Below are 20964 nucleotides of genomic sequence, written 5' to 3' on the forward strand. Positions count from 1 at the left end.
CCGTAGACAAAGAGGTCACGTGTGAAAACAGGTTTGAACCGCTACCGGCTGGCGATTTTTGGGGGTGTTCTTGTTCTCATTGTCCTGCTTGCGGCGATGGCCGCAAACCTGCCGTCCCAACTGCGGGAACTGTCGCGCGCGGCCGAGGATAATTTGCAGTGGAGTATCACGCAAATTGACACTGAGTTTGCGAACCTGGACGCTGTCATCAGTAGGCAAATCGCCACGCAATCCTTGCCAGAAGAGACAATTCGTCTCCGAGTAGATATCGCGCTCAGCCGTCTTGCGATCATCAATTCGGGCCGGTCAGCCGAAATCTTTGGTGACAGCGAAGAAGCGCGTTTACTAATCGAGCCAATCAACGATTTTGCTGACGCCGCCATTGCGCTTTCAGATGCACCGGGTCCGCTTGCGGGCGATGCGCTGTCAGAAATGCAGCAACTTGTCAGTGATGTTCGTCCGTTGGTCCGTGATATTGCGCTGTTGGGCGTTCGGCTTGGTGCAGAACAGGCCGAGTTGCGCCGCACTCAGTTTGCCAACCAACTGACGCGCACGGGTGGCATTGCGATGGCCCTCCTCGTTTTAATGGCCATTCTGATGATTGTCCTGGATCGACTATTGCGCCGGGCTGATCACCGTGATGCAGAACTCTCCGCCTCGACCAAACAACTGGCTTCAACGGTAACGGCCTCGTTGGACGCTGTTGTGACTGCCAATAAAAGTGGTGAGATCATTGATTTCAACACCTCGGCAGAGCGCATTTTCGGCTGGAAGCGGGATGAAATTGTTGGCCAAACGATGGAAGACACATTTATCCCACACCGCATGCGGGACGCGCATCACAACGGTATGAAACGTTATCTTGAAACGGGCACACCGCGTGTTGTTGATGCAGGCCGTGTTGAGCTCGCTGCGCTGCGCAAGGGCGGCGAAGAGTTTCCGGTTGAGCTGAACATTACCACCACCCAAAACGGTACTGATACGATCTTTATTGCCTATATCCGCGACATCAGCGAGCGGAAGATCAATGAACAGAAGTTGATCGATGCGCGTGATCGGGCCGAACGTACTGACAAGGCCAAATCACAGTTTCTTACGGTCATGAGTCATGAAATGCGCACGCCGCTGAATGGCATACTTGGCGTGCTAGATTTGTTAAAGACGACGCCTCTCTCTGAGGAACAAGGGCGCTATGCCCAGATTGCAACTTCGTCCAGCGAAGTGCTTTTGGAACATGTGAATGAAGCGCTGGACATCACGCGGATTGAGAATGGCAAACTGCAACTGTCGTTTCAGGATTTTGATTTAGGCGACTTGATGCGCGGGCTAATGGACGTTTTTGAGCCATTGGCGCAGGAAAAGAACTTGACTTGCACGCTAGAGATTGACGCGGCTATGCGGCAACGCTTTCACGGGGATGCCGGACGCATCCGGCAGATCCTCACCAATTTGATCGGCAATGCGATCAAGTTCACGGATGAAGGCGGCGTGCATCTCCAAGTCAGTGGCATCCATGGTCCCAAATCCTCCTCGCTTCGGTTTGAGGTTCGCGACACTGGTATCGGCATTCCCAAGGGCAAGCAGCATCAAGTCTTTGATGATTTCGAGATCCTGGCCAGCAGTTCCGGACGACAGGACCGAGGCGACGGGCTTGGGCTGGCTATTTCACGACGGATTGCGCGGGCCATGGACGGTGATGTGACGCTGACGCAGAGTGAAGAAACCGGATCAACTTTCACACTCACTTTTTCGACGTTGAGCGCCGCGCGAGAGGAAGATACTCACGTAGAGCCCAGTGTTGAGGAACTCCTACCCTTACAGACGCGCAATGTTCTGATCGTCGAAGATAACGCGATCAATCAGAGCGTTCTGAGCGGCATGCTCACTGCGATGGGACACAGCGTCATTGAGGCGGTGAACGGTCTCGAGTGTATCCAAAAAGCGGATGAAACGGTGTTCGACGTTATCTTTATGGATATCGGCATGCCGGTGATGGACGGGATTGAGGCCACCCAGCGCTTGCGCGCAGATCAGGGTCCGAACGCGCAAACCCAGATTATTGGTCTGACCGCGCACGGGCGGGAGGAGTTTCGCGAACAGGCAGTTGCTGCGGGTATGAACCGTTTCCACACCAAGCCGATCCGCCTCGACGCGTTGCGCAGTATCTTCATCGAGCTGGCATCCGGAAAACCCAGTAAACTCGATGTCGCAAAATTCCCTGAAGCGCTGACAGAAATGATCGACATGCTTGGACATGCTCGGGTGCGCACGGTCGCTGATACGTTCTTTGCGGAACTTAACGCGCTCATAGCTGACTTGAGGGTCAATGCCGTGCATTCGGATAAGGCGGCGTTGGCGGAAGCCGTCCATAAGGTCAAAGGCGCAGCGTCTTTGCTTGGGCAGACCGAGTTGCAAGGCAAACTCAGTGAACTTGAGCACGAAGCACGCAGCGATACTTTGGGGGACTTGGCTGCATGGGCGAATACTCTCGATTCGAGCGCACAGAAGGCCGAAGATTCCATCGCTGCCGCAGTTCCGCCTGAATCTGGCACTCCATAGGAAGAGACCGCCTATCCCAAGGGATAGCTGTCGCATCCTTCCGCGCGCCTTTCTATAACCTCGCGCGCAACTTTCAGGTGCACATCCCTATTAATCCTTTGTTCATCGAAAACAGGGCCGCCTGGAGGGGCCCGCAACAAGGAACAAAGACATGGCACAAGTAAAAAGTATTATCGTAGTCGGTGGTGACGGTTTTTGTGGCTGGCCAACAGCCCTTCATCTTTCTGGCTTGGGACACAACATCACAATCGTCGACAACATGTCGCGTCGTGAGATTGATGCAAAAATGGGAGCAGACAGCCTGACTCCAATCGCATCCATGGCAGATCGTTTGGCCGCATGGAAAGAGCACACTGGCCGCACGATTGCATTCGAAAACATTGACGTTGCCCGCGACTTTGACGCGGTGACCGACCTGTTGGCGGAAGTTCAGCCTGACACAATCATCCACTTTGGCGAACAGCGTGCTGCTCCCTACTCGATGAAGGGTGTGGGTGAGAAACGTTATACTGTCGACAACAACATCTCGGGCACACACAACCTGCTGGCAGCGTCTGTCGAGTTGGGTCTGGACCCGCACTTTGTCCACCTCGGCACAATGGGTGTCTACGGGTATGACGACGGCGGTCTGGAAATCCCTGAGGGATACTCGCCGGTCTATGTGCCCGGTGACGACAAGCAGATCATGAAGCGTGACATTCTCTATCCGACGAACCCGGGCAGCGTCTATCACATGACAAAGTCCATGGATCAGCTGTTGTTCCAGTTCTACGCAAAGAACGATAACCTGCGGATCACTGACCTGCACCAAGGGATTGTGTGGGGCACGCAGACCGATGAAACGCGCCTTGATGAGCGCCTGATCAACCGTTTCGACTACGACGGTGACTATGGAACAGTTCTTAATCGTTTCCTGATGCAGGCAGTTGTTGGCCACCCACTCACGGTACACGGCACCGGCGGTCAGACGCGCGCCTTCATTCACATCCAGGACACGGTCAAGTGTCTGGCACTGGCTGTCGAAAACCCTCCCGCCAAAGGCGACAAGGTCGCGATCCTCAACCAGATGACCGAGACGCACACAGTGCGCACCCTCGCCAAGCTGGTGGCCGATGTGTCGGGTGCAACCATCGCCAACGTGGATAATCCACGCAACGAGGCGGCAGAAAACGATTTGCGTGTGTCCAACAAGACCTTTCTCTCTCTGGGTCTGAATCCGGTCACACTTGCCGAAGGGTTGATCGATGAAACACAACAGATCGCCGCAAAATACGCCGACCGCTGCATCCGCAAGATGATCCCTTGCGTGTCCACATGCACAGACAATCAGCGTCCCGGTGTGGTTACTCCAAAGGCACGCAAAGCGGCCTAACCCTTCGTAACACGCGTGTGTGAGGCCTGCTTGGAGGTGGGCTTCACACATGTGTTTCTACTGTAGTGAAAAATTAGTTGGTGAATGGCATGCGCATGATTGGCATTGGGCTCATGGGATTTCTTTTGGCAGGTATCGCCCTCCTGCTTTCCACGATGAACATCCTTGAGAAAGGACAACGTTACATTCTTGAGGCCACGTCTGGCCCACAATTGGTCTTCGAGCACCGCACCGCGTCGGTCTCTGACAGCACCAATCAAGCGGTCCTTGCGCGCGCCAACTCTGATCAACCTATCATTCTATCTGGTTTCCCCGCCTACCAGAGCGCTGTGTTCATCATGCCAGTGGACGCACGCCCAACGTCTGGATACCTCCAAATCAATGCAACGTCACAAGTGCTCGACGGTGTGGAAGGGGTGCTTCGTATCTCTATCCGCAACGCGCGACGCGGTGAATTGTTGCTGCGTTCAGGCGAGGTGGGGAGATCCCTGCAAATTCCACTTTCACCAATGGATTTTGCAGGGAACCAGCTGGTCGTCTCTTTTTCGCTCCAAGGCACTGGTCCCCAAAAACAGTGTTCCCAAGATAACAGCACCCCAGCTGTGGTCGAAATCGAGACGACCAGCGCAGTTTTCCTGACGCTGGACCGCCCTTTGGAAAGTGCACGCGATCAAGTGCACGCATGGGGCAACCTAGTGCGCGTTGCCTGGCCCGCGTGGCTTAAGCGCGATGAACAAGTGCGGCGGCTGGTGCTAGCGACACAGTTCAAGCAACGCGGCGTGAAGACGGTGTTTGACGGCGCAAGCAACAGCGATGCTTTGACAACGGACGGGCTGCGTTCAGCGTTGACCGTTTTCCCATCCGCGTCCGAACCACAAACCACCCCAGTCCAGACGCTGGCACGGGCTAACACCGGCGTGCGCCAGTTCTATCGCAAAGCCGTTTGGCGGGAGCGCTACTCCCTCGATGGAAATGGACCCCAAAAGATACCGTCACACCTTGATCTAAACATGGTTTTTGGTCGGTTGATCGGTGGGCATAGCTGGACCTTTACTATCACGCTGAACAACCGGCTGGTGTTTCAGGACCACATTGATGGCACGCAATCAGATTACAGCGTTCTCGTTGAGCTGCCGGATGCCATGCAGATGTCGCACAATGAGATGGAGTTTGTCGCGACAAGCAGCGCGCCGCATACCGGCTTCTGTGACCGGGGGCCGGAAATGGTGGCTGAGATGTTGCCAGAAACGCAACTCGTTCTCAGTGACGTGACCTACAGTGGCCCACTCACTGAGTTACGGGCGATGTTGTCTGGGACGGATCCGATCAAAGTCGCGACCTTGACCTCTCTTACGGCCTTGGATGCAGCGCTGGCCAGCGATTGGTTGTCCGAGATCGTGCCGCCACAGGCGACACTCAAACCCGGCGACACAAAAGCGCATATCGTGGTTGTCACGCCTGACAGCCCTGAATTGCAGCTCCTAAACACGGGCTGGTTAGTTTTTCATGGCACAGACGGTTTGACTGTCACTCGTCTAGATGCCGGCAGTGAAGTGCCGCGCTCGGCACTGGCCCTTTTGATTGTCCCAACCACAATCGACATCCCACAGGTGTCGTCATGAGCGATAGTGAGGACAAACGCGAACAGATCAATTTCATCTCTGTTGACAGCGCACCCAAGCGCTTTGCCGGTCCAGTCTCTGTGTGGCAAGCACCAATGATGCTTGGGCTTTTCGCAATCATTGCCGCAGCTCAGTTATGGTTCGTGAACACAGAACTTGTTTCCCAGGTGTTTCCCAACCGCGACTACGTCTTTTCTGCGCACTCCGGCCGGCACGCGATCGCCATCCGTATCTTTCTCATCTCGTTCTTTGTGACGTTTGCGGCCTTTAGCAATGGTGGGACAAAGGAGCGGATCCTTTTCGGTCTCGACCTCGTTTTGACCTTCCTTGCGGGCTGTGCCGTCTTTGACCTTGCGAATGCCCAGGCACACTATTTCCTAGGACAGTCATTCTCGCTGCACTTTAGCGCTATTGCGTCGGGCTTGTTTGGCTTTGCCGTCTACTCGTTCAAACTGCTTGAACGCGGGTTTATGCCTGCTCGCATCCGGATTGAGCACATTCCCGTCAGCCAGATGCGAGCCTTTTTGCGCCTTGGTATCACGATTGCGATCGCGGCTGCGATTGCAATCTGGGTTGGCCGTCTCGATCTAAAAGCTGTTCAGGTCATGCGCAGCTGGACTTTGCTGGGCGGTATAGGTCCGGGGGTATTTCTGTTCCTGCCGGTGTTCTTTGCCCAACTTTACCTGCTGGCCATCTATGACGTGATCACCGCCAAAAAGCGGAAATTCACGCCGCCCGTTTCGGTCATTGTGCCGGCTCACAACGAATCCTATATCATCAAGGATACGATCAACGCAATGGACCGGGCTGCCGCGCACTATGGCGGTGCAGTGCACATCCTGATCATGAACAACAATTCCACCGACGACACCGAAGAAATTGCGCGCGAAACTCTGGCCGCATGTAAGGCCGCAAAAGGTCGTGTGATCAATGTGCCCAAACCGGGCAAGTCCAACGCCCTGAACGCAGGGCTGGATGCCTGCGAGACAGATTTCCTGGTCCGGGTCGATGCCGACACTTTGGTGGGTGAAGATAACTTTTCCCGCGCTATGCCATACTTAACCGATCCTAGTGTGGGAGTGGTTGGCGGTGTTCCGGTCCCACCCGGTGGTGCACTTTTTGATCGTGCGCGCCTACTCGAGGTTCTGGTGAAGCACGGCTTTTATTCGGTCGCCATGGGCGCGGTGAATGGTGTTGTGGGTATTCCCGGCATGTTTGTCGTCTACCGTACCCACCATCCGCGCTACTTGGGTGGCTTTGTTGAAGGGATGAATGGAGAGGACACCGACATTTCGTTGCGCATTGGTGAATTGGGATTTCACTCGGTTGTTGATCCCAAGCTGCGCTACGTTTCCGAAGTCCCATCGTCATACAGCCATATGCGCGAACAGCGCATGCGGTGGTTCCGATCAATCTACCATATCTCTTCGCGCTGCCGGGATCTCATCTATGGCGAAGGCAAAACGCTGCGTGGAAAAGTGATCTTGCCATATATGCTTATCAACTCGGCCCGTCGTGCGATGCTGGTGCCACTGATCATATTTGGCGGGCTTGAATGGGGTCTCGCATTCAATGCTGACAGTCCGATTGTTTGGCAGTCCATTGTTGCCGTCACGACAGGCGCACCTGCGATAATGGCGGTTATCGCATCGCTTCTGAATGGCGTACCACGTGGAATTATCGCCTTGCCTGAATACCTCATCTTTCGAGTTCTGCGGGCTTACTTCACTCTCGAGTCGATGCTCAGCATCCTTATCGATGTCCGCGCCGAAAACCTCGAGCGTGTGATCCGCCTTGATCTGGTGCCAGACAAGCCCATGCGGGTCGCCTAGTGATACAGACTGCCCCTCAAGCGCAAAAAAACGCGATGCGTGCCTTCTGACGGCGCGAGGTTTTGTGCCTCAGGTCGCGGGTTGTTCAGCTGATGCGGCTTCTGATGCCGCAGCGTTGATGGCATCTTGTCGCTCTGTGGGCGTGGCATCTTCGTTCACGCGTACGGTGACTTCGCGGTTGGCAAATCGAATGCCCGCCTCTTCAAAGGCAGCCCGGATGCGGTGCAGTAGTTCACGGCGAATGACGAACTGCTTGCCGGGCACAGCCTTGAACTTGACCCGCAAGATCATGGCGCTGTCTTCCATCTGGATCACACCCTGCGACTTGGGTGGCTCCAGCAGACCATCGCCAACCAATTCGTCCTCCATGAACTCGGCCCCGATCCGTTTGACGATCTTTTTGACTTGTTGCGGATCCGTATCAAAAGTCAGTCGCAGGGGCAGTTTCATGATGACCCAGTCGCGCGAGTAGTTGGTCAGAGCAGCGATGTCGCCAAAGGGGATGGTGTGAACGGCACCAAGGTGATGGCGCAACTGCAGGCTGCGAACAGAGATGCGTTCGACCGTGCCTTTTACGGATCCGAGGTCGATGTATTCGCCACGTCTAAACGCGTCATCGATCAGGAAGAAAACCCCTGACACCACGTCCTTGACCAGCGTTTGTGCGCCAAACCCAATGGCCAGTCCGATCACGCCAGCACCGGCCACGAGTGGGCCAACGTTTACCCCAAGGCTGGAGAGAGCGGCAAAAAGACAAGTCACGCCAATCACGACGAGGGCGGTTGAGCGCAGCAGAGGCAGCAGCGTGGCCGTTCGACTTGCGCCGACGCCTCCTTCCGCGTCACCGCTCTCTTCGTCAGTCGCCGCCGGGTTCTCGGCAGCGACTCGAACGTCGATGATCGTGCGCAAGAAGTCCCAGATGGCCCAGCCAATGATCGCTGTCAGAAAGACGTTGATCACGGTTTGCAGCGTTCGTCCGGTTGATCCGCTTGCGGCTAGCGTTGTCGGGTCAAGCCCCCAGGTCGATAAGACAATGATTAATCCAGCGGCGAACAAAAGCGCCCTCGCGGCGTTGCCGATTGCCAGTTTGATGGCGTTGTCCATGTTCTGTGCACGCAGGTAATGCACCAGAACGCGGTAGCTGACCCAAAGCCCGAGGAACACGAGCATGGTGGCAAAGATATTTGCGGCGACGACATCCACATTACCGCTCACCAGCGCACCTCCGGTGAAGAGGATCCACGTCAAAAGGAACGTCACACCCGCTATCGCGGCCCAGTTGCGCGAGAGCATGGCCACGAACGAACGTTCTTCCAATGGTGGCAGCAGATCAATCGTCGCGCGGTGGATCCAGTAGGTCCCGACGAGCGCCATACTAATCCAGCACAGGCCGAGTAGCAGGGTCAGCAAATCCGGAGTGCCTGCGGGCGCGCCGAACTGCGCCATAACATCTGATGTGATAGTCTCGAACATCCACAAGCCAGAGAGCCCGAGCACCACCCAATGCACGCGACGTGTCGCCTCGTCACTCAGCGCGACCAGCCGGTACATTGGCCACGATCGGGGGAGTAGGATGTCTACAACGGATCGGACAATCAGGACAACGGTGACAACGGCCACGTAGCTGGAGACAAAAAAGCGAATGTCCGGATTGTGGAAGAAAAGGTAGAGCACCGCCATGGCTGTCACGGCAAAGGCCACTGATCCGGAAAGCGCAATGATCAGAACGAAGATTGCATCGACGATTGTCGACACAGAGCCGTAGGCGCCCTTGCCAAGGTTGCGTTCACCGATGACTGACTGTCGTGCAGCACCTCGCCTGCGCCAGTAGTGGCGGACAATTCCGCCTGCCACGAGGCTTATGGCAAGAGCCAGAAATGCAAGTCCTATGCCGCCCGCTTCGGACAATCGCGTGAAGATCGCGCCGATCCCCGCCCCAAGTTCGGGCAGTTTGGCAAGGAGCGCGGCGGTGTTGGTGGTCAGGGTTTCGCCGATGTCACGACTGTTGGTCAGCAGACCTTCACTTTGCGCAGCTTCTTCAGATCTGCGGGCCGCGAATTCAGCAATCAGGATGTCGCGAACCTGTTCATCGCTCAACCGCCCCAACATCGCCTGAAATTCGGCATCGGACAGGTCGGCGGACAGATCAACTGAGGCCTCCTGCGCGTGCAGGGGGGGCGGAAGCACCAGGGTGAAAAGCATCAGGCCCAATGCCCGCAGCACAACGTTGATGCGATAGGTCGATTGAAGTGTCATTCTGTACTCCTGGCTGCTGAGTTGCGCCGGATGCCACACTTGTCGCGCAATCAACCAACACAAACCGCTTTGCTCGACCAACGCAAGTCCCTGATGATGGTGAGATTTGCATGGCTCTAGTGTCGATCCTAAGCTTTGAGTCCGGTTGGTTGGTAAGCGGCTGCACCAGAACATCTAATCTCGTGTGCGATTTCAGATCGGGCCTTGTGCGGGTGGCCTTGTGATTGGCACGTTCTCTGTCTTCGACTTTTTCAACCGCTCGCAGTTTTCAGTTTGGATCAAGGCCGTGTTGAGAGGCTTACTGATTGGTTTTTTGTCGGTGCAGGCGACCAAAGTTTTGCTTTTCCACGCACCATCTCGTTTGGACCATCGGTTATCGACTGGCCAGTCGCCCCGTGTTCTTGGCTGAAACATCTGGGCTATTCTTCCGTCCGCATCTTTTCGAAAGTCTATGCCCCCTATCCTTTTGCGTCTCGCAGTAGACTTAATGGCAGATGCCGAGGGGACATGATCCGTCCATTGCTTGCCAAAGTTTGCGAGTAAAAGGTACGAGCGGTGTCACGGAAAATTTATGGTACGTCGCAAGACGATGATCTGAACGGCGGCGCAGGCAAGGATATCGTTTTTGCCAAGGACGGAGATGACATTGTCTCGACTGCCGGCAGCCAGGACAAAGTGTTTGGCAAGGGCGGCGCGGACGTTGTGTCGCTGGGCGGAGGTGAGGACCTCGCCTATGCGGGCAGCGGTGATGACACGGTCAACGGTGACTATGGATCAGACCGGATTTATGGTGGATCTGGCGATGATGCTCTCTTTGGTGGCGACGTTCTGGCTTCAAACGCGCCAGCGCAGGGCAGTGGCGGCGTCGATGACCAAATTTGGGGCGGGTCTGGCACGGACGAGGTCCATGGCCAATCGGGCAACGATCGGCTTTTTGGCCAATGCGATTCTGACGTGATCTATGGGCAAGAGGGGGCCGACTACGCCCATGGCGGCCAGGATACCGATCAACTTTTTGGCGGGACCGGCAACGACACGCTTGACGGTGGATCGCAGAACGATGTGGCCTACGGCGATGGCGGCACGGATCTGCTTTACGGATCTGATGGTGATGACAGCCTCTATGGGGGCACCGGAAACGACGAGGTTCTTGGTGGAACGGGGCGCGATGTTCTCATGGGCGAAGCCGGAGCCGATGTGCTTTACGGCGGCGCTGGCGCAGACGCTTTGCGCGGCGGGACCGGCAACGACTTGCTGCAAGGTGATGATGGAGACGATCTGTTACGTGGGGAGGAAGGCGATGACATCCTGAACGCCAGACTCGGGCATGACGTCGCATATGGGGGCGCGGCAGACGACCAGATCAACCTGCACGAAGGCAATGACTATGCCGTGGGCGACGCCGGCGAAGACACCCTGGACGGTGGCATAGGAAACGATGTCATCTACGGCGACAAACTGCCTGACAATTTGCTGGCAGGTGAGGACACGTCTGTCGGTCTTTCTGTCGCACAGTTCGAGGGTGCGGATTGGATTGTTACCCAGAACAGTGAAACAGGCCAGACCGAGATGGCTCAAGTCATCGATACACAATCCGAAAAAACCTACAAAGTTAGCATTGATGTTGCTGCCAACTTTGCTGGTGGTTTCACATCTGGCGCCGTTGAGGTTCTGTGGAATGATCAGGTCATCGACAAGATCGACGTGGACAGCGGCGAGTTTCGTACTCTGACCTACGAAGTACAGGGCATCGGCGCTGGCACCGGGATCGCGATACGCACCGCTGATCCTGACACACCCGCAGCCTCGATCTATGACACCAGCGGACCGATCTATTCTTATGAAAAGACGGTTGATCTTGGGGACGGAGACATCACTGTGTCTGGCTTTGCTCCGGGGCAGTCCAAGTTGTTGCAGGTGATCTCTGGTCAATTGCAGATTTTTGATACCGTCACGCAAAGTTACACTGCCGCTGGGCCCGAGACCGGGGTCAGAGTAAATGCGATCGGACTGAACATTCAGGACGATTTGATCTACGGCTACGCAAAGGCTGACGGTAATGACGCGCTTGGTGTCTCGGTATCGCCGAACAGTCTGGTGATGATGGATGCCACCGGTGCAATCTACAAACTTGGCGATGGGCAATACGCGGACTTCGTCGGCGACTTTGACGACGCAGGCAATCTTTGGACTTTTGACAGTTCGCTGGATCGCGTTACCAAGATTGATGTCAATGTACTGGATGCTCAGGGCAACCCCGCGATAGAGAACTTTGCGCTGCCAACCAGTTTGAGTACCAGCAACATCTATGACGTCGCTTACAACCACCAAACTGGCCTGTTCTATGGCGTTGTGGCGCCCCGATCAAATGGCGAAGACGGAAAGATTCTGGTCATCGATCTGGCTGATGTCGAAAACGGCGGCGTACCGACCGTTTCCGAGATCCCAATCACACAGACCTTTGTTGAGGGAGTCACGCTGCCCGGCATGGCCAAAGGAGCTTATGGGGCCGTTTTCGTGGACGGTACGGGTAATCTCTATGCCGGGCTAAATTCGGGTGATCATGATCTGGAGGAAGGCACCCCTGAATCAGGCGGAATTTACCGGATCGACGTGGGTGAAACCGGCCAATACGCACAAGCTGTGTTCATGTCGGCAGCTCAGACAACCGGCAACAATGACGGCGCGGTTGACCCGCGCGGGAACGATCCGTTCGCCGAGATAGATGCCACCGCCCACGTGTTGATGCGGGATATTGTGGTGGCGGAACTGGAAGGGGAAGGATGGGATGACGTCATCTTTGGTGGCGACGGCGACGACGAAATTTATGGCGGAGGCCGTCACGACGACATCAATGGTGGGATCGGTGACGACACAGTGAACGGGGAAGCGGGTCAGGATCTGATTTTCGGCGGCTTCGGGCTCGATCACCTCTTTGGCGGCTCTGGCAATGACAGCTTGTATGGCGGCGAAGACACGGACGAGGTGAATGGTGGGCGTGGCAACGATCTTGCGCTGGGCGGATCCGGCGCCGATGTGGTTTACGGTGAAACTGGCAATGACACACTCTCGGGGAATGAGGGTGCGGATCAGTTGTTTGGCGGTGCAGGTCGCGACCAGCTTTTTGGTGATGAGGGAGAAGACCAGCTTTTCGGTGGCTCTGGAAACGACGCAATGGACGGGGGCGCGGATGCTGATCAGTTGGATGGTGGCACCGGAAATGACGTTCTTGATGGAGGCGCCGGCGCGGACCAGTTGGATGGTGGGTCAGGCAACGATACCCTGAGCGGCGAAGAAGGCAGTGACGTGCTTCTGGGCGGACGCGGCAAAGACCTTTTGCAAGGCGGCAGCGGAGAAGATTTCCTGTCAGGCAACAGCAGCAACGATAAATTGCATGGTGGCTCAGACAATGACCAAATCAACGGTGATCAAGGTAATGATACACTTTATGGCGACGCGGGTGCGGATACGATCTCTGGTGGCGCGGGGACCGACACAATCTTTGGTGGCGCTGGCGATGATGTGATCGAGGCTGGTGCAGGCCGCAACATGATTTCTGGTGGTGCAGGGGTGGACACATTTGTTTTCCTGTCTGCCAATGGCTCACATCATGACACCGTGTTGGATTTTAATTGCTATGGGGATACGGCGGACAGCCTTGATCTCACTGACTTCTTGCTGCTCGAATCCTATGGGAGCACCGATGCGTGGCAAGATAAATGCTTATCGCAGACTGACGATAATGACGTGCTATTGAAACTCGGCTTCGGGCAAAGTGTGATCCTACAGACCAACCACGACTTTTCGGACGGGGACTATGGTCTGTTGGTGGATACGTTCATGTTCTGATGCGGCGTACAGAACCTCTTGCCGGATTGGCGCAATGAGTGTCGGGCAAGACAGCACCTCGAAATGGTGCACATGCATGCAAAATTGCTGCCGCACTTTGCGCACAGGATCGTTATTCGAAGGCGATAGTTATCGGTGCGCCTGCAATGAACTCGCCCAAAAGACTGTTCCTAGCATGGCGTTTGAAAGTTCCAGCATTATTCAATCCACGTCCAAGCAGTTGGACAACTTCAGGAGATCCAGCGAATTTGGAGTGGCTCCCGGAGGCAGAGTCATCGACTTTGGACAAATCGATTGCAACCACACCTAGGTCCGCAAGCTGGTTGGCATCAGTTGCCCCGACCCGGGGAACTCCGCCAGCAATGCGTCTGGAAGTTCGAAGGGCACTGTCATCTTCGGATATCAAAACAAATAAAAAGTCTTTGCCGATCTCAATTTCCTCCAGCTGGGCTTTGAAGAGATCTATATCAATATCAGGGGACGCTAGGATAATGTTCTGTATCCGGTTTGCCGAGTTGAAGCGGCCTTTTGCCACCTGATCTTTGACGGCCTCCATAATCAGAAACCCCCCCATCGAGTGGGCAAAAACACTGTACCCTTCGGCATTGGTGCGCGACATTAAATTGCTAATTTTGTTGATCTGTGGCCGCGCAATCAGGGCGCTGTTCAGGTCATAAACATAACGGCTCAACTTAGCCGCAGAAGCCCAATCGAACAGGACGGCAACACCTTGATAATTCGTATCTTCGACGAATTGTCCGAGCCTTAGAAGGGCATCGCTCGTTGTATTGTTGTAGCCGTGGACAAAGAACAAAATATCGCGGCTTCCTCGGGGTCGCATGGCTAATTGCCTGTTGATGGAGGCTACGAATGCGTTGTCAGTTTGATAAATTGTAGGCTCGATAATCGCAAATTCCGTTCGCGGGTCTGGTGGCAACCGTTTGGGTCGATTGAGCTCACCGACAACATGGGTTGGTGGCACGGATACGACCACGGAAGCTAGGCCCAGCTCGGGCGCGCGTTCCGTAGAATAAAACGCGCCTACCGTCTCACTGGCCTGACGCGTCGAAGCGAGAAAAATCTTGTGTTTTGAAGCGGCTTGAACAGAAGCAACGGGAACTTCCGCGTTATCTATTCCGATAAGCTCCGGTGGTCGGCCACACGCCGACAGGAAGGCGCACAGCGCAAAAAGTACCAAGATCTTCAAACGTTTCAATCGTCTAACCTTATTTTCCCAAACTCTTACTATAATTCGTTCTCGCTGTCAGGTCGTGAAAGCCTGGTAACCAAAACCACAATCCGCCGGCTTGCACACTGCGTTGGCGCCATAAATCTGTTAACTGAGCCTGGTAGCCTGATCAAATATAGCCGGATTTTCGTTTAGAAGTATATTCTTACGCAGGCCAACTACTTATTCAATATGGTAACGATCCCCGCTAGCGGATCAACTTTGACCTCATCGCCGGTCTCAATAAGTTGTGTGATATCGCCATCTACAAAGCGGTCACACATTGCCAAATCTGCCAGGGCTGCTCCCTGTGCAAGGATTGTATTTGCTGAGTTAAACAGGATTGCTTTCGGTGCAATATTGCGCGCAGTCATTTCATGTAGCATCCAAGCTGTTGCAACGCCGCCTTTTGCGGTGTTCAGGACAAGAATAACATCGCGATAGCTTTGTCCGACCAGTTTGTGTTGCGGTCTTGAAAACACTCCGTTGATACGATCCAAATCATACCGAGCAGAAAAATTGTCATCCGCGACCAATGCTTTACCGCGCACAGTCGGGCCGATCCCAACATGGCATTTCAACTCCACAGGCATCAGATAATTCGTCCTTTTTCCGCTGAGGCGACGCAGTCTTCCATGCTCGCAAGCGCGGGCTGATACCCGTAACCACCGAGGATGTTGACGATTTTGGCAGAATTGCTGAGCAGGCGTTTCCAGCCATTCGCCTCACCGATCTCGCGGGCGTATTGTTGGTAGAAACACGTGCCGGTCAAAACTTTGCCCCCGAAATCTTCGATCGCATCAATGAACCCCATACGTTTGGCATCCACATAGACTTGCGCTGGCGTGCACACGATCAGGTCTGTCTTCTCAGATCGATGTCGCCCTTCGCAAAGCGAGGCGACCTGACCCATTTCGACCAGACTGAGTTGCGGTGCTGCGAACACGACAACATCCACGTTTTCACCCTTCGCCCCAAAGGGGCGATAAAGATCAGCAATGTCGTCCTTTGTAACAGTTTCAGGTGTCAGCCCCTCACCCTCTACATCAGCCAGTGTGCTGCATTCGGGCGTAATGCCAACCACATGGAACAGCGGAGTGGATCCATAGCTCGCCATGGCAGCGCCCATGTGCTTGATCTCATCGGAAGTTGGTGGCTTGTCGATCCCTTCGATCACCGGCACTTCCCAATAACTGCCAGACTTTCGACCGATCGTGGCGCCCAGCACGCCCCAATCCATAAGATCCTTGGGCTGGGACTCGACCACAAACCGTCTGGTTGCACGGCGGTGTTCATCCAGATGCAGGCCATAGCGCGGCGTGCGACCCGTCAACCCTGCGGCAAGGGCAGACGGTCCACCTTCAAAGTTTGAGCGGGCCCCGCATACAGAGTTCGAATAGATAACCACGCCAGTGTCGCCATAGGCCACATGATCCCCCCGGACGGGCGGCATAATGGTCTGATAATTGATACAGGTGTCGGTCATCATGATGCCCATGCTTGTACATGCAGCGATGAACCGCCGTTCAAGGTTGGCCATCTCTTCTGTCTGTCCAAGCGGTTCGTAGTAGGTCAGATCCACTCCGCGCGGATCAGTGATCATGGGAATGGCAACTCTGGTGCCATTCTGCGCAATCTCTTCGACGAAAGAAACACCTGCATCCCCAAGGCTTTCCGGGTCGGCCATCATATGTGCTTGGCTGACCTCAACCATATCGCCTGCATCAAACATTCGACCAACCTGTGTTTGGTGGTCGATGGCCCATTGGCACGCCGGTCCAAACTCACCAGCCTGCATCGCCATTTCTTTGTCTGAGAGTTTCATTCCGTCTCCCCAAGCGGGTTTTGAAAAATGCTATCGCTTGGTCTTGCATCGGACAAGTCTGCGAAGCAGGTCTTCGAAGATGAAATGCCCAGTAGTGGATTGTTTGCAAGGAGCCCAAGAAGAGCGTTGTTGGGCTTGGTGCGAACAGGCGGTTTCAAAATTCCGACCGTGCCTAAATTAGGCGACCCAGGGCGCTTTGTTCTGTGTCGCAGCCTTCAGGTATTCTGCCACCATCACCAAGTCAGGTAGACAACAGGTCGCTCTCAAATTCTTATTTTTTGTGCGTCGGAGCTAATAGCAGCGCCCCCGGCGCGTGGCATTTAGTCTAACAAATCCCATTGGCACAGAAATCAAAAAGGCGTTGGAGTTCGCTTGCGAAGTTGCAGGGCTTAATCTGGAACCCACAAAGGTCTTCGGGTCAAATTGCTGCCCAAACACTGCAGAATGCGAGCATTTGGTTAGACCGGTAAATGGTAATTTTCGGCCAACTTCTGTAGCCGATAAACGCAGGGCTGGTGATCAGGTCAGCTACGTTTTGCACTGTTTGGTGAAATAACCTTTTTGGGTGGGGCATTAGAAAAAAGGTGCAATCAAGGTGATTTACGCAATGCCCACAATACTTTCGGGTCTTTGAGGGATGTGCATGGTCTGTCAGCAAAAATTGTTGAATTGTTCGAAAATGCCTTTGTCATAATGACGAGTGATACGCGAAACCAATCACCTGAAAACTTTGCCGGACCCTGGTCATGAAATCAGTAAAAGTGAGGCAGGTTCTTTGCTCTGGCTGCGCGAACCCAGTTGGGAACGAAGGGCACGATTTCATCCTGCGTCGGAACCCGGATTTCGATGAAGTTCGCGCCGGGGTTTGCAATTGCCTGTTTGAGCACCGGTTCGATGTCTGCGTCAGATGTGATGCGGGCGGTCTCAAAGCCAAAACCATCGGCGATTTTTAGGTAGTCCACCGCGCCAAAATCGGTCGACCATGGTGCGTCAACATCATCTAGCAGGATCGCCTCGCCCCGGATCCAGCCGAAACTGTCGTTGCGGTTGAGAATGATCGTCACGTTCTTGCCGGAGCGCTTTATCGTCTCCATGTCGCCCATCACGAACCCAAAAGACCCGTCCCCGGTCAGGCTGATAACGGGCCCGTCGCTCGCATAGGACGCACCCAGAGCTGCCGGAACCGAATAACCCAAGGCCCCCATGGAATAGTTGGTGATATAGCGCCGACCGGCTTCGCGAAACGTCAATAGTGCCGATGGATAGATGGCGCTCACGCCGGGTTCGGATGTGACGATTGCATTTTGGGGCATAAGACGGTCGAGGGCCTGAGACAGTTTTACAGGAGATATTGTGCTTTCGGGCATCGGGATATTCGCGTTAAAGACCTTGTCCAACGCGGTCTGTTTCATCTGCGTCAGATCAATTTGCGGACGGTTCAGATCGGGGTGTTCGGATCTGAGGATTTCGACCATATGGGTTATGGTGGCGCATGCATCGCCTGCAAGCCCGACCTTTACGGGGAAGTTGTTTCCTATGTGCGCCTCGGCGATGTCGAGGTGCAGAAAGGTCGTGGTGTCCGGATCGCCATAAAGCTTCCAATGATCGGTCGCGGCGCTGTCGGTGTTCGAACCAATAAAGAATATCAGATCAGCGTCGTGCATGTATTGGTTGGAATATTCCATCCCACCCCGCCCGCCGATGACCCGCAAGGCAAGCGGGTGGTTTTCAGGGATGGTGCCTTTGCCCGGAGTCGTTGTGCCGACGGGGATTTGCAACAGTTCAGCGAGTTCGATGATGACGTCCGAGGCTTTGGAAATCAGCGCGCCCTGTCCGCAAACAATCGCAGGTTTATCCGCTATAAGCAGCGCATCAATCGCTGCCCGTATCTTTCCATGGTCGGCCACGGGGCGGTGCGCGGGATATGTGCTGTATTCCGGCTCTGCATATAGATCCGTCAATTCTGCCTCTTCGCCGAAGATGTTGATTGGCACGCGGATATGGACAGGCGCCGGACGGCCCGAAGTCGCCACACGGAAAGCGCGGCGTAGCAGAAAAGGGATCTCGGCGACTTTTGTGACAACAAAGGATTCCTTACAGATGCTCTCATAAAGGCCGGTCTGGTCGACACCCGTCAGTCCGTGTTTCTTGTCCTGATTGATGGGAATATCCGAGCTAAAGAAGATGACGGGAACAGAGCTGAGGAAAGCCTCGGTGATGCCGGGCGTGCAATGGGTGACACCGGGGCTTGGGGCTTCAAGAACGGCGGGTTTGCCGGTGATCTTTGCGTACGCTTCGGCCGCATAAGAAGCTGTGCGTTCGTCTCGGGTAAGCACAAATTCGATGTTCGAATGGGCGCGCCATTCCTTGTACCAGCCGATGGTGGTTTCGCCCGGCAGACCAAACACGTGGGTGACTTCATGCAATTCGAGCATGCGCAACAGAGCCTGTGCACCGTTCATACGAGTGGGCTCAGCCATTATCTGTCCTCCAGAAGATGCGTGCGGTAGCGGTCTAGTTTCTCCGGGTCGGGCGTGGTGCCAAGACCCGGTGTCGAGGGGACGTGGACATGGCCGTTTTTGATTGGGAACGGGACGGTGGCAAGGTCTGTTTCTGCATAGTAGGTGGACATGTAGAACTCGCATCCCAGCGTAAGATTGGGGATGGCTGCCATCAAATGTGCTCCTGCCATATGCGCGATGGAAGTTTCGAACATACAACCGCCGTAGACTTCGATCCCGGCGGCGCGGGCGATGGCCGCGATTTCGATGCAACGCCGAATGCCGCCTGACTTGGCTGTTTTGAGCGAGAAGATGTCGGCCATCTTTGTGTTTGCACCGCGCAGCGCCTCGCGCACATTAAAGACCGACTCGTCTGCCATGATCGGCACGTCCACTGCGCGGGTGATATCGGCAAGCGCTTCGCGTTCGTGCATGAGCACAGGCTGCTCGACAAAGTCCGGGCGGAAGGCTTCCAGATCGCGGATGTGCCGGATCGCGTCATAGGCGGGTAGCCCTTGATTATAGTCAATGCGCAGCCGAATGGCGTCACCATATTTGGCACGCAGTTTTTCCAACCGCATGAGGTCAAAGGCGTGATCGGCGAACCCAGTTTTGAGTTTGAAGATGCGGACACCGTCGCCCCAGATGCGGGCAATGTCGTCCAGATCGGCGTCAAAGTCCGGGTTGGCGATAGAAAAGCTAAGCGGGATTTCAGTGCGGTGTCGGCCACCAACCAACTCGGCGATGGGCAGATTTGCAATCTGGCCGGTGATGTCCAGCAGGGCGCATTCAAGTGCCGCCTTTGCCTCGGGATGACCGACCAGAGTGCGGTCGGCTGCCGCCACGATGGGTTCGACAAGCGTGGGGTCTTGGCCGATGATGCAGTGGCGCAAGTGGACATGCAGCGCCGCTGCGTTTGCCTCAAGCGTTCCGGTAAAGACGGGCCAGGGGGACGCCTCGCCCCAACCGGTGAGGCCGGTGTCGGTTGTCAGTTCGCACAGGGCCGCGTTGATATTGCCGACGTCACCGGACCCGTGGGAATGGACCGCCTTCGCCGGGATTTCCACGCAATGAACCCGCAGGGCGATGATGCGGTGGTCGCTCATGGATTTGCACGCGGGATGTCGTCAAGGTCGGACGAAAAACGGCGCGGTAGCAGGCCGGATTGAAACCACAGCAGGTACGTGTAGATCGAAAATACGGGGCGGCCTGTGGCGCGGCGGATGTCGGCGGCATAGGGCACCATGTTTGTGCATTCGAGCAGGATGGCACCGATATCCGGATGATCTGACACCAACTGCTTGGCTGCCGCGACGTTGTCAGCGCGGGCCTGTTCGAAGTCGATGCTGTCGGCGTCGCCGAGCACTTGCGCAGTGAAATGAGAGGCGGCACCGGTACCGCCGACGGGCGTGTCGTGTGGAATGCCAGCGGCGTCAAGATGGGCAGTGGTCAGCGTTTCGGATGAAATTGTCAGGATGCCCAGTTGCTGGTCCGCAGGCAGTGTCTGACGGATCAGAGTTGCCTGTAACAGCGACGAAGAGGCAATGGGCACTCCGAGGGCGCGCGACATCTCTGTCTGGAACGGAACGAGGAAGCCGCAATTGGTGGCGATGCCGTCGCAGCCCATTTCGACCAACTCACGACCCGCGTCGATGAAGGCGCCCAACAACGGTGTCGCGTCTCCGCGCACCACGTTGTCAGGCGTGGCGTCGCGGACAACCTTGTATTGCACGGGAAAGGGCCATGTACCCGCGTTGCCGATATCGCCCGGGATGCGGGGAAAGCGGGTGTTCAGCATCAGGATGCCGACAGAGGCGCCGTAAACTGTTTTGCCGCCAAGTGTTGTCATGTTGGGTCTTTCTTTGGGGCGAGGATTGCAGCGCTGTTGGCCACACGCTAGCGCGGCACTTGCGTTGCGCA

General features: G+C 55.4%; 12 protein-coding genes. 5 read left to right on the plus strand and 7 right to left on the minus strand.

Going from position 1 to position 20964, the window contains the following annotated elements; translation table 11 throughout:
* Positions 1 to 21: 21 nt before the first annotated feature.
* The 4 genes from ABJD00_RS14585 (at position 22) to ABJD00_RS14600 (ending at position 7385) form a co-directional block, all read left to right on the plus strand.
* Positions 22 to 2559, plus strand: a complete 2538-nt coding sequence (locus tag ABJD00_RS14585; protein WP_413836260.1) for a response regulator — start codon at positions 22 to 24, stop codon at positions 2557 to 2559.
* Between the two features lie 151 nt (positions 2560 to 2710).
* Positions 2711 to 3931 carry an NAD-dependent epimerase/dehydratase family protein gene (locus tag ABJD00_RS14590; protein ID WP_413836257.1) on the plus strand — a complete coding sequence of 407 codons (1221 nt, stop codon included), beginning with the start codon at positions 2711 to 2713 and terminating at the stop codon, positions 3929 to 3931.
* Between the two features lie 89 nt (positions 3932 to 4020).
* Positions 4021 to 5553: a hypothetical protein gene (locus tag ABJD00_RS14595; protein WP_413836255.1), complete on the plus strand. Its 1533-nt coding sequence runs from the start codon at positions 4021 to 4023 to the stop codon at positions 5551 to 5553.
* The gene (locus ABJD00_RS14600; RefSeq protein WP_413836252.1) at positions 5550 to 7385 is read left to right on the plus strand and encodes a glycosyltransferase; all 1836 of its coding nucleotides are present in this window, start codon (positions 5550 to 5552) and stop codon (positions 7383 to 7385) included. Before ABJD00_RS14595 ends, ABJD00_RS14600 begins: the two co-directional genes overlap by 4 nt.
* Before the next feature lie 69 nt (positions 7386 to 7454).
* Here ABJD00_RS14600 and ABJD00_RS14605 read toward each other — a convergent pair whose 3' ends face one another.
* Positions 7455 to 9641: a mechanosensitive ion channel family protein gene (locus tag ABJD00_RS14605; protein ID WP_413836250.1), complete on the minus strand. Its 2187-nt coding sequence runs from the start codon at positions 9639 to 9641 to the stop codon at positions 7455 to 7457.
* Positions 9642 to 10196: 555 nt separating this feature from the next.
* Here ABJD00_RS14605 and ABJD00_RS14610 point away from each other — a divergent pair.
* On the plus strand, positions 10197 to 13490 hold the full coding sequence (locus tag ABJD00_RS14610) for a calcium-binding protein (RefSeq protein WP_413836248.1): 3294 nt from the start codon (positions 10197 to 10199) through the stop codon (positions 13488 to 13490).
* 112 nt (positions 13491 to 13602) lie between these two features.
* On the opposite strand, the gene ABJD00_RS14615 is transcribed toward ABJD00_RS14610, so the two are convergent.
* The 6 genes from ABJD00_RS14615 to ABJD00_RS14640 form a co-directional block, all read right to left on the minus strand.
* On the minus strand, positions 13603 to 14706 hold the full coding sequence (locus ABJD00_RS14615; RefSeq protein ID WP_413836246.1) for an alpha/beta hydrolase: 1104 nt from the start codon (positions 14704 to 14706) through the stop codon (positions 13603 to 13605).
* Positions 14707 to 14897: 191 nt separating this feature from the next.
* Complete coding sequence (locus tag ABJD00_RS14620; RefSeq protein WP_413836244.1) at positions 14898 to 15311, minus strand: aconitase X swivel domain-containing protein; 414 nt, start codon at positions 15309 to 15311, stop codon at positions 14898 to 14900.
* Positions 15311 to 16543, minus strand: coding sequence for an aconitase X (locus tag ABJD00_RS14625; RefSeq protein WP_413836241.1), 1233 nt, complete (start codon positions 16541 to 16543; stop codon positions 15311 to 15313). The genes ABJD00_RS14620 and ABJD00_RS14625 overlap by 1 nt, the downstream gene beginning before the upstream one ends.
* 752 nt (positions 16544 to 17295) lie before the next feature.
* Positions 17296 to 19023 carry a thiamine pyrophosphate-binding protein gene (locus tag ABJD00_RS14630; RefSeq protein ID WP_413836238.1) on the minus strand — a complete coding sequence of 576 codons (1728 nt, stop codon included), beginning with the start codon at positions 19021 to 19023 and terminating at the stop codon, positions 17296 to 17298.
* A complete protein-coding gene (locus ABJD00_RS14635) occupies positions 19023 to 20150 on the minus strand; it encodes an enolase C-terminal domain-like protein (RefSeq protein WP_413836236.1) in 1128 nt (375 codons plus the stop codon). The genes ABJD00_RS14630 and ABJD00_RS14635 overlap by 1 nt, the downstream gene beginning before the upstream one ends.
* Positions 20147 to 20893 (minus strand): aspartate/glutamate racemase family protein, encoded by a 747-nt coding sequence (locus ABJD00_RS14640; RefSeq protein ID WP_413836233.1) that lies wholly within the window; start codon positions 20891 to 20893, stop codon positions 20147 to 20149. The genes ABJD00_RS14635 and ABJD00_RS14640 overlap by 4 nt, the downstream gene beginning before the upstream one ends.
* Positions 20894 to 20964 lie beyond the last annotated feature (71 nt).

The organism is Tateyamaria sp., from assembly GCF_039945315.1.
Lineage (GTDB): Bacteria > Pseudomonadota > Alphaproteobacteria > Rhodobacterales > Rhodobacteraceae > Tateyamaria.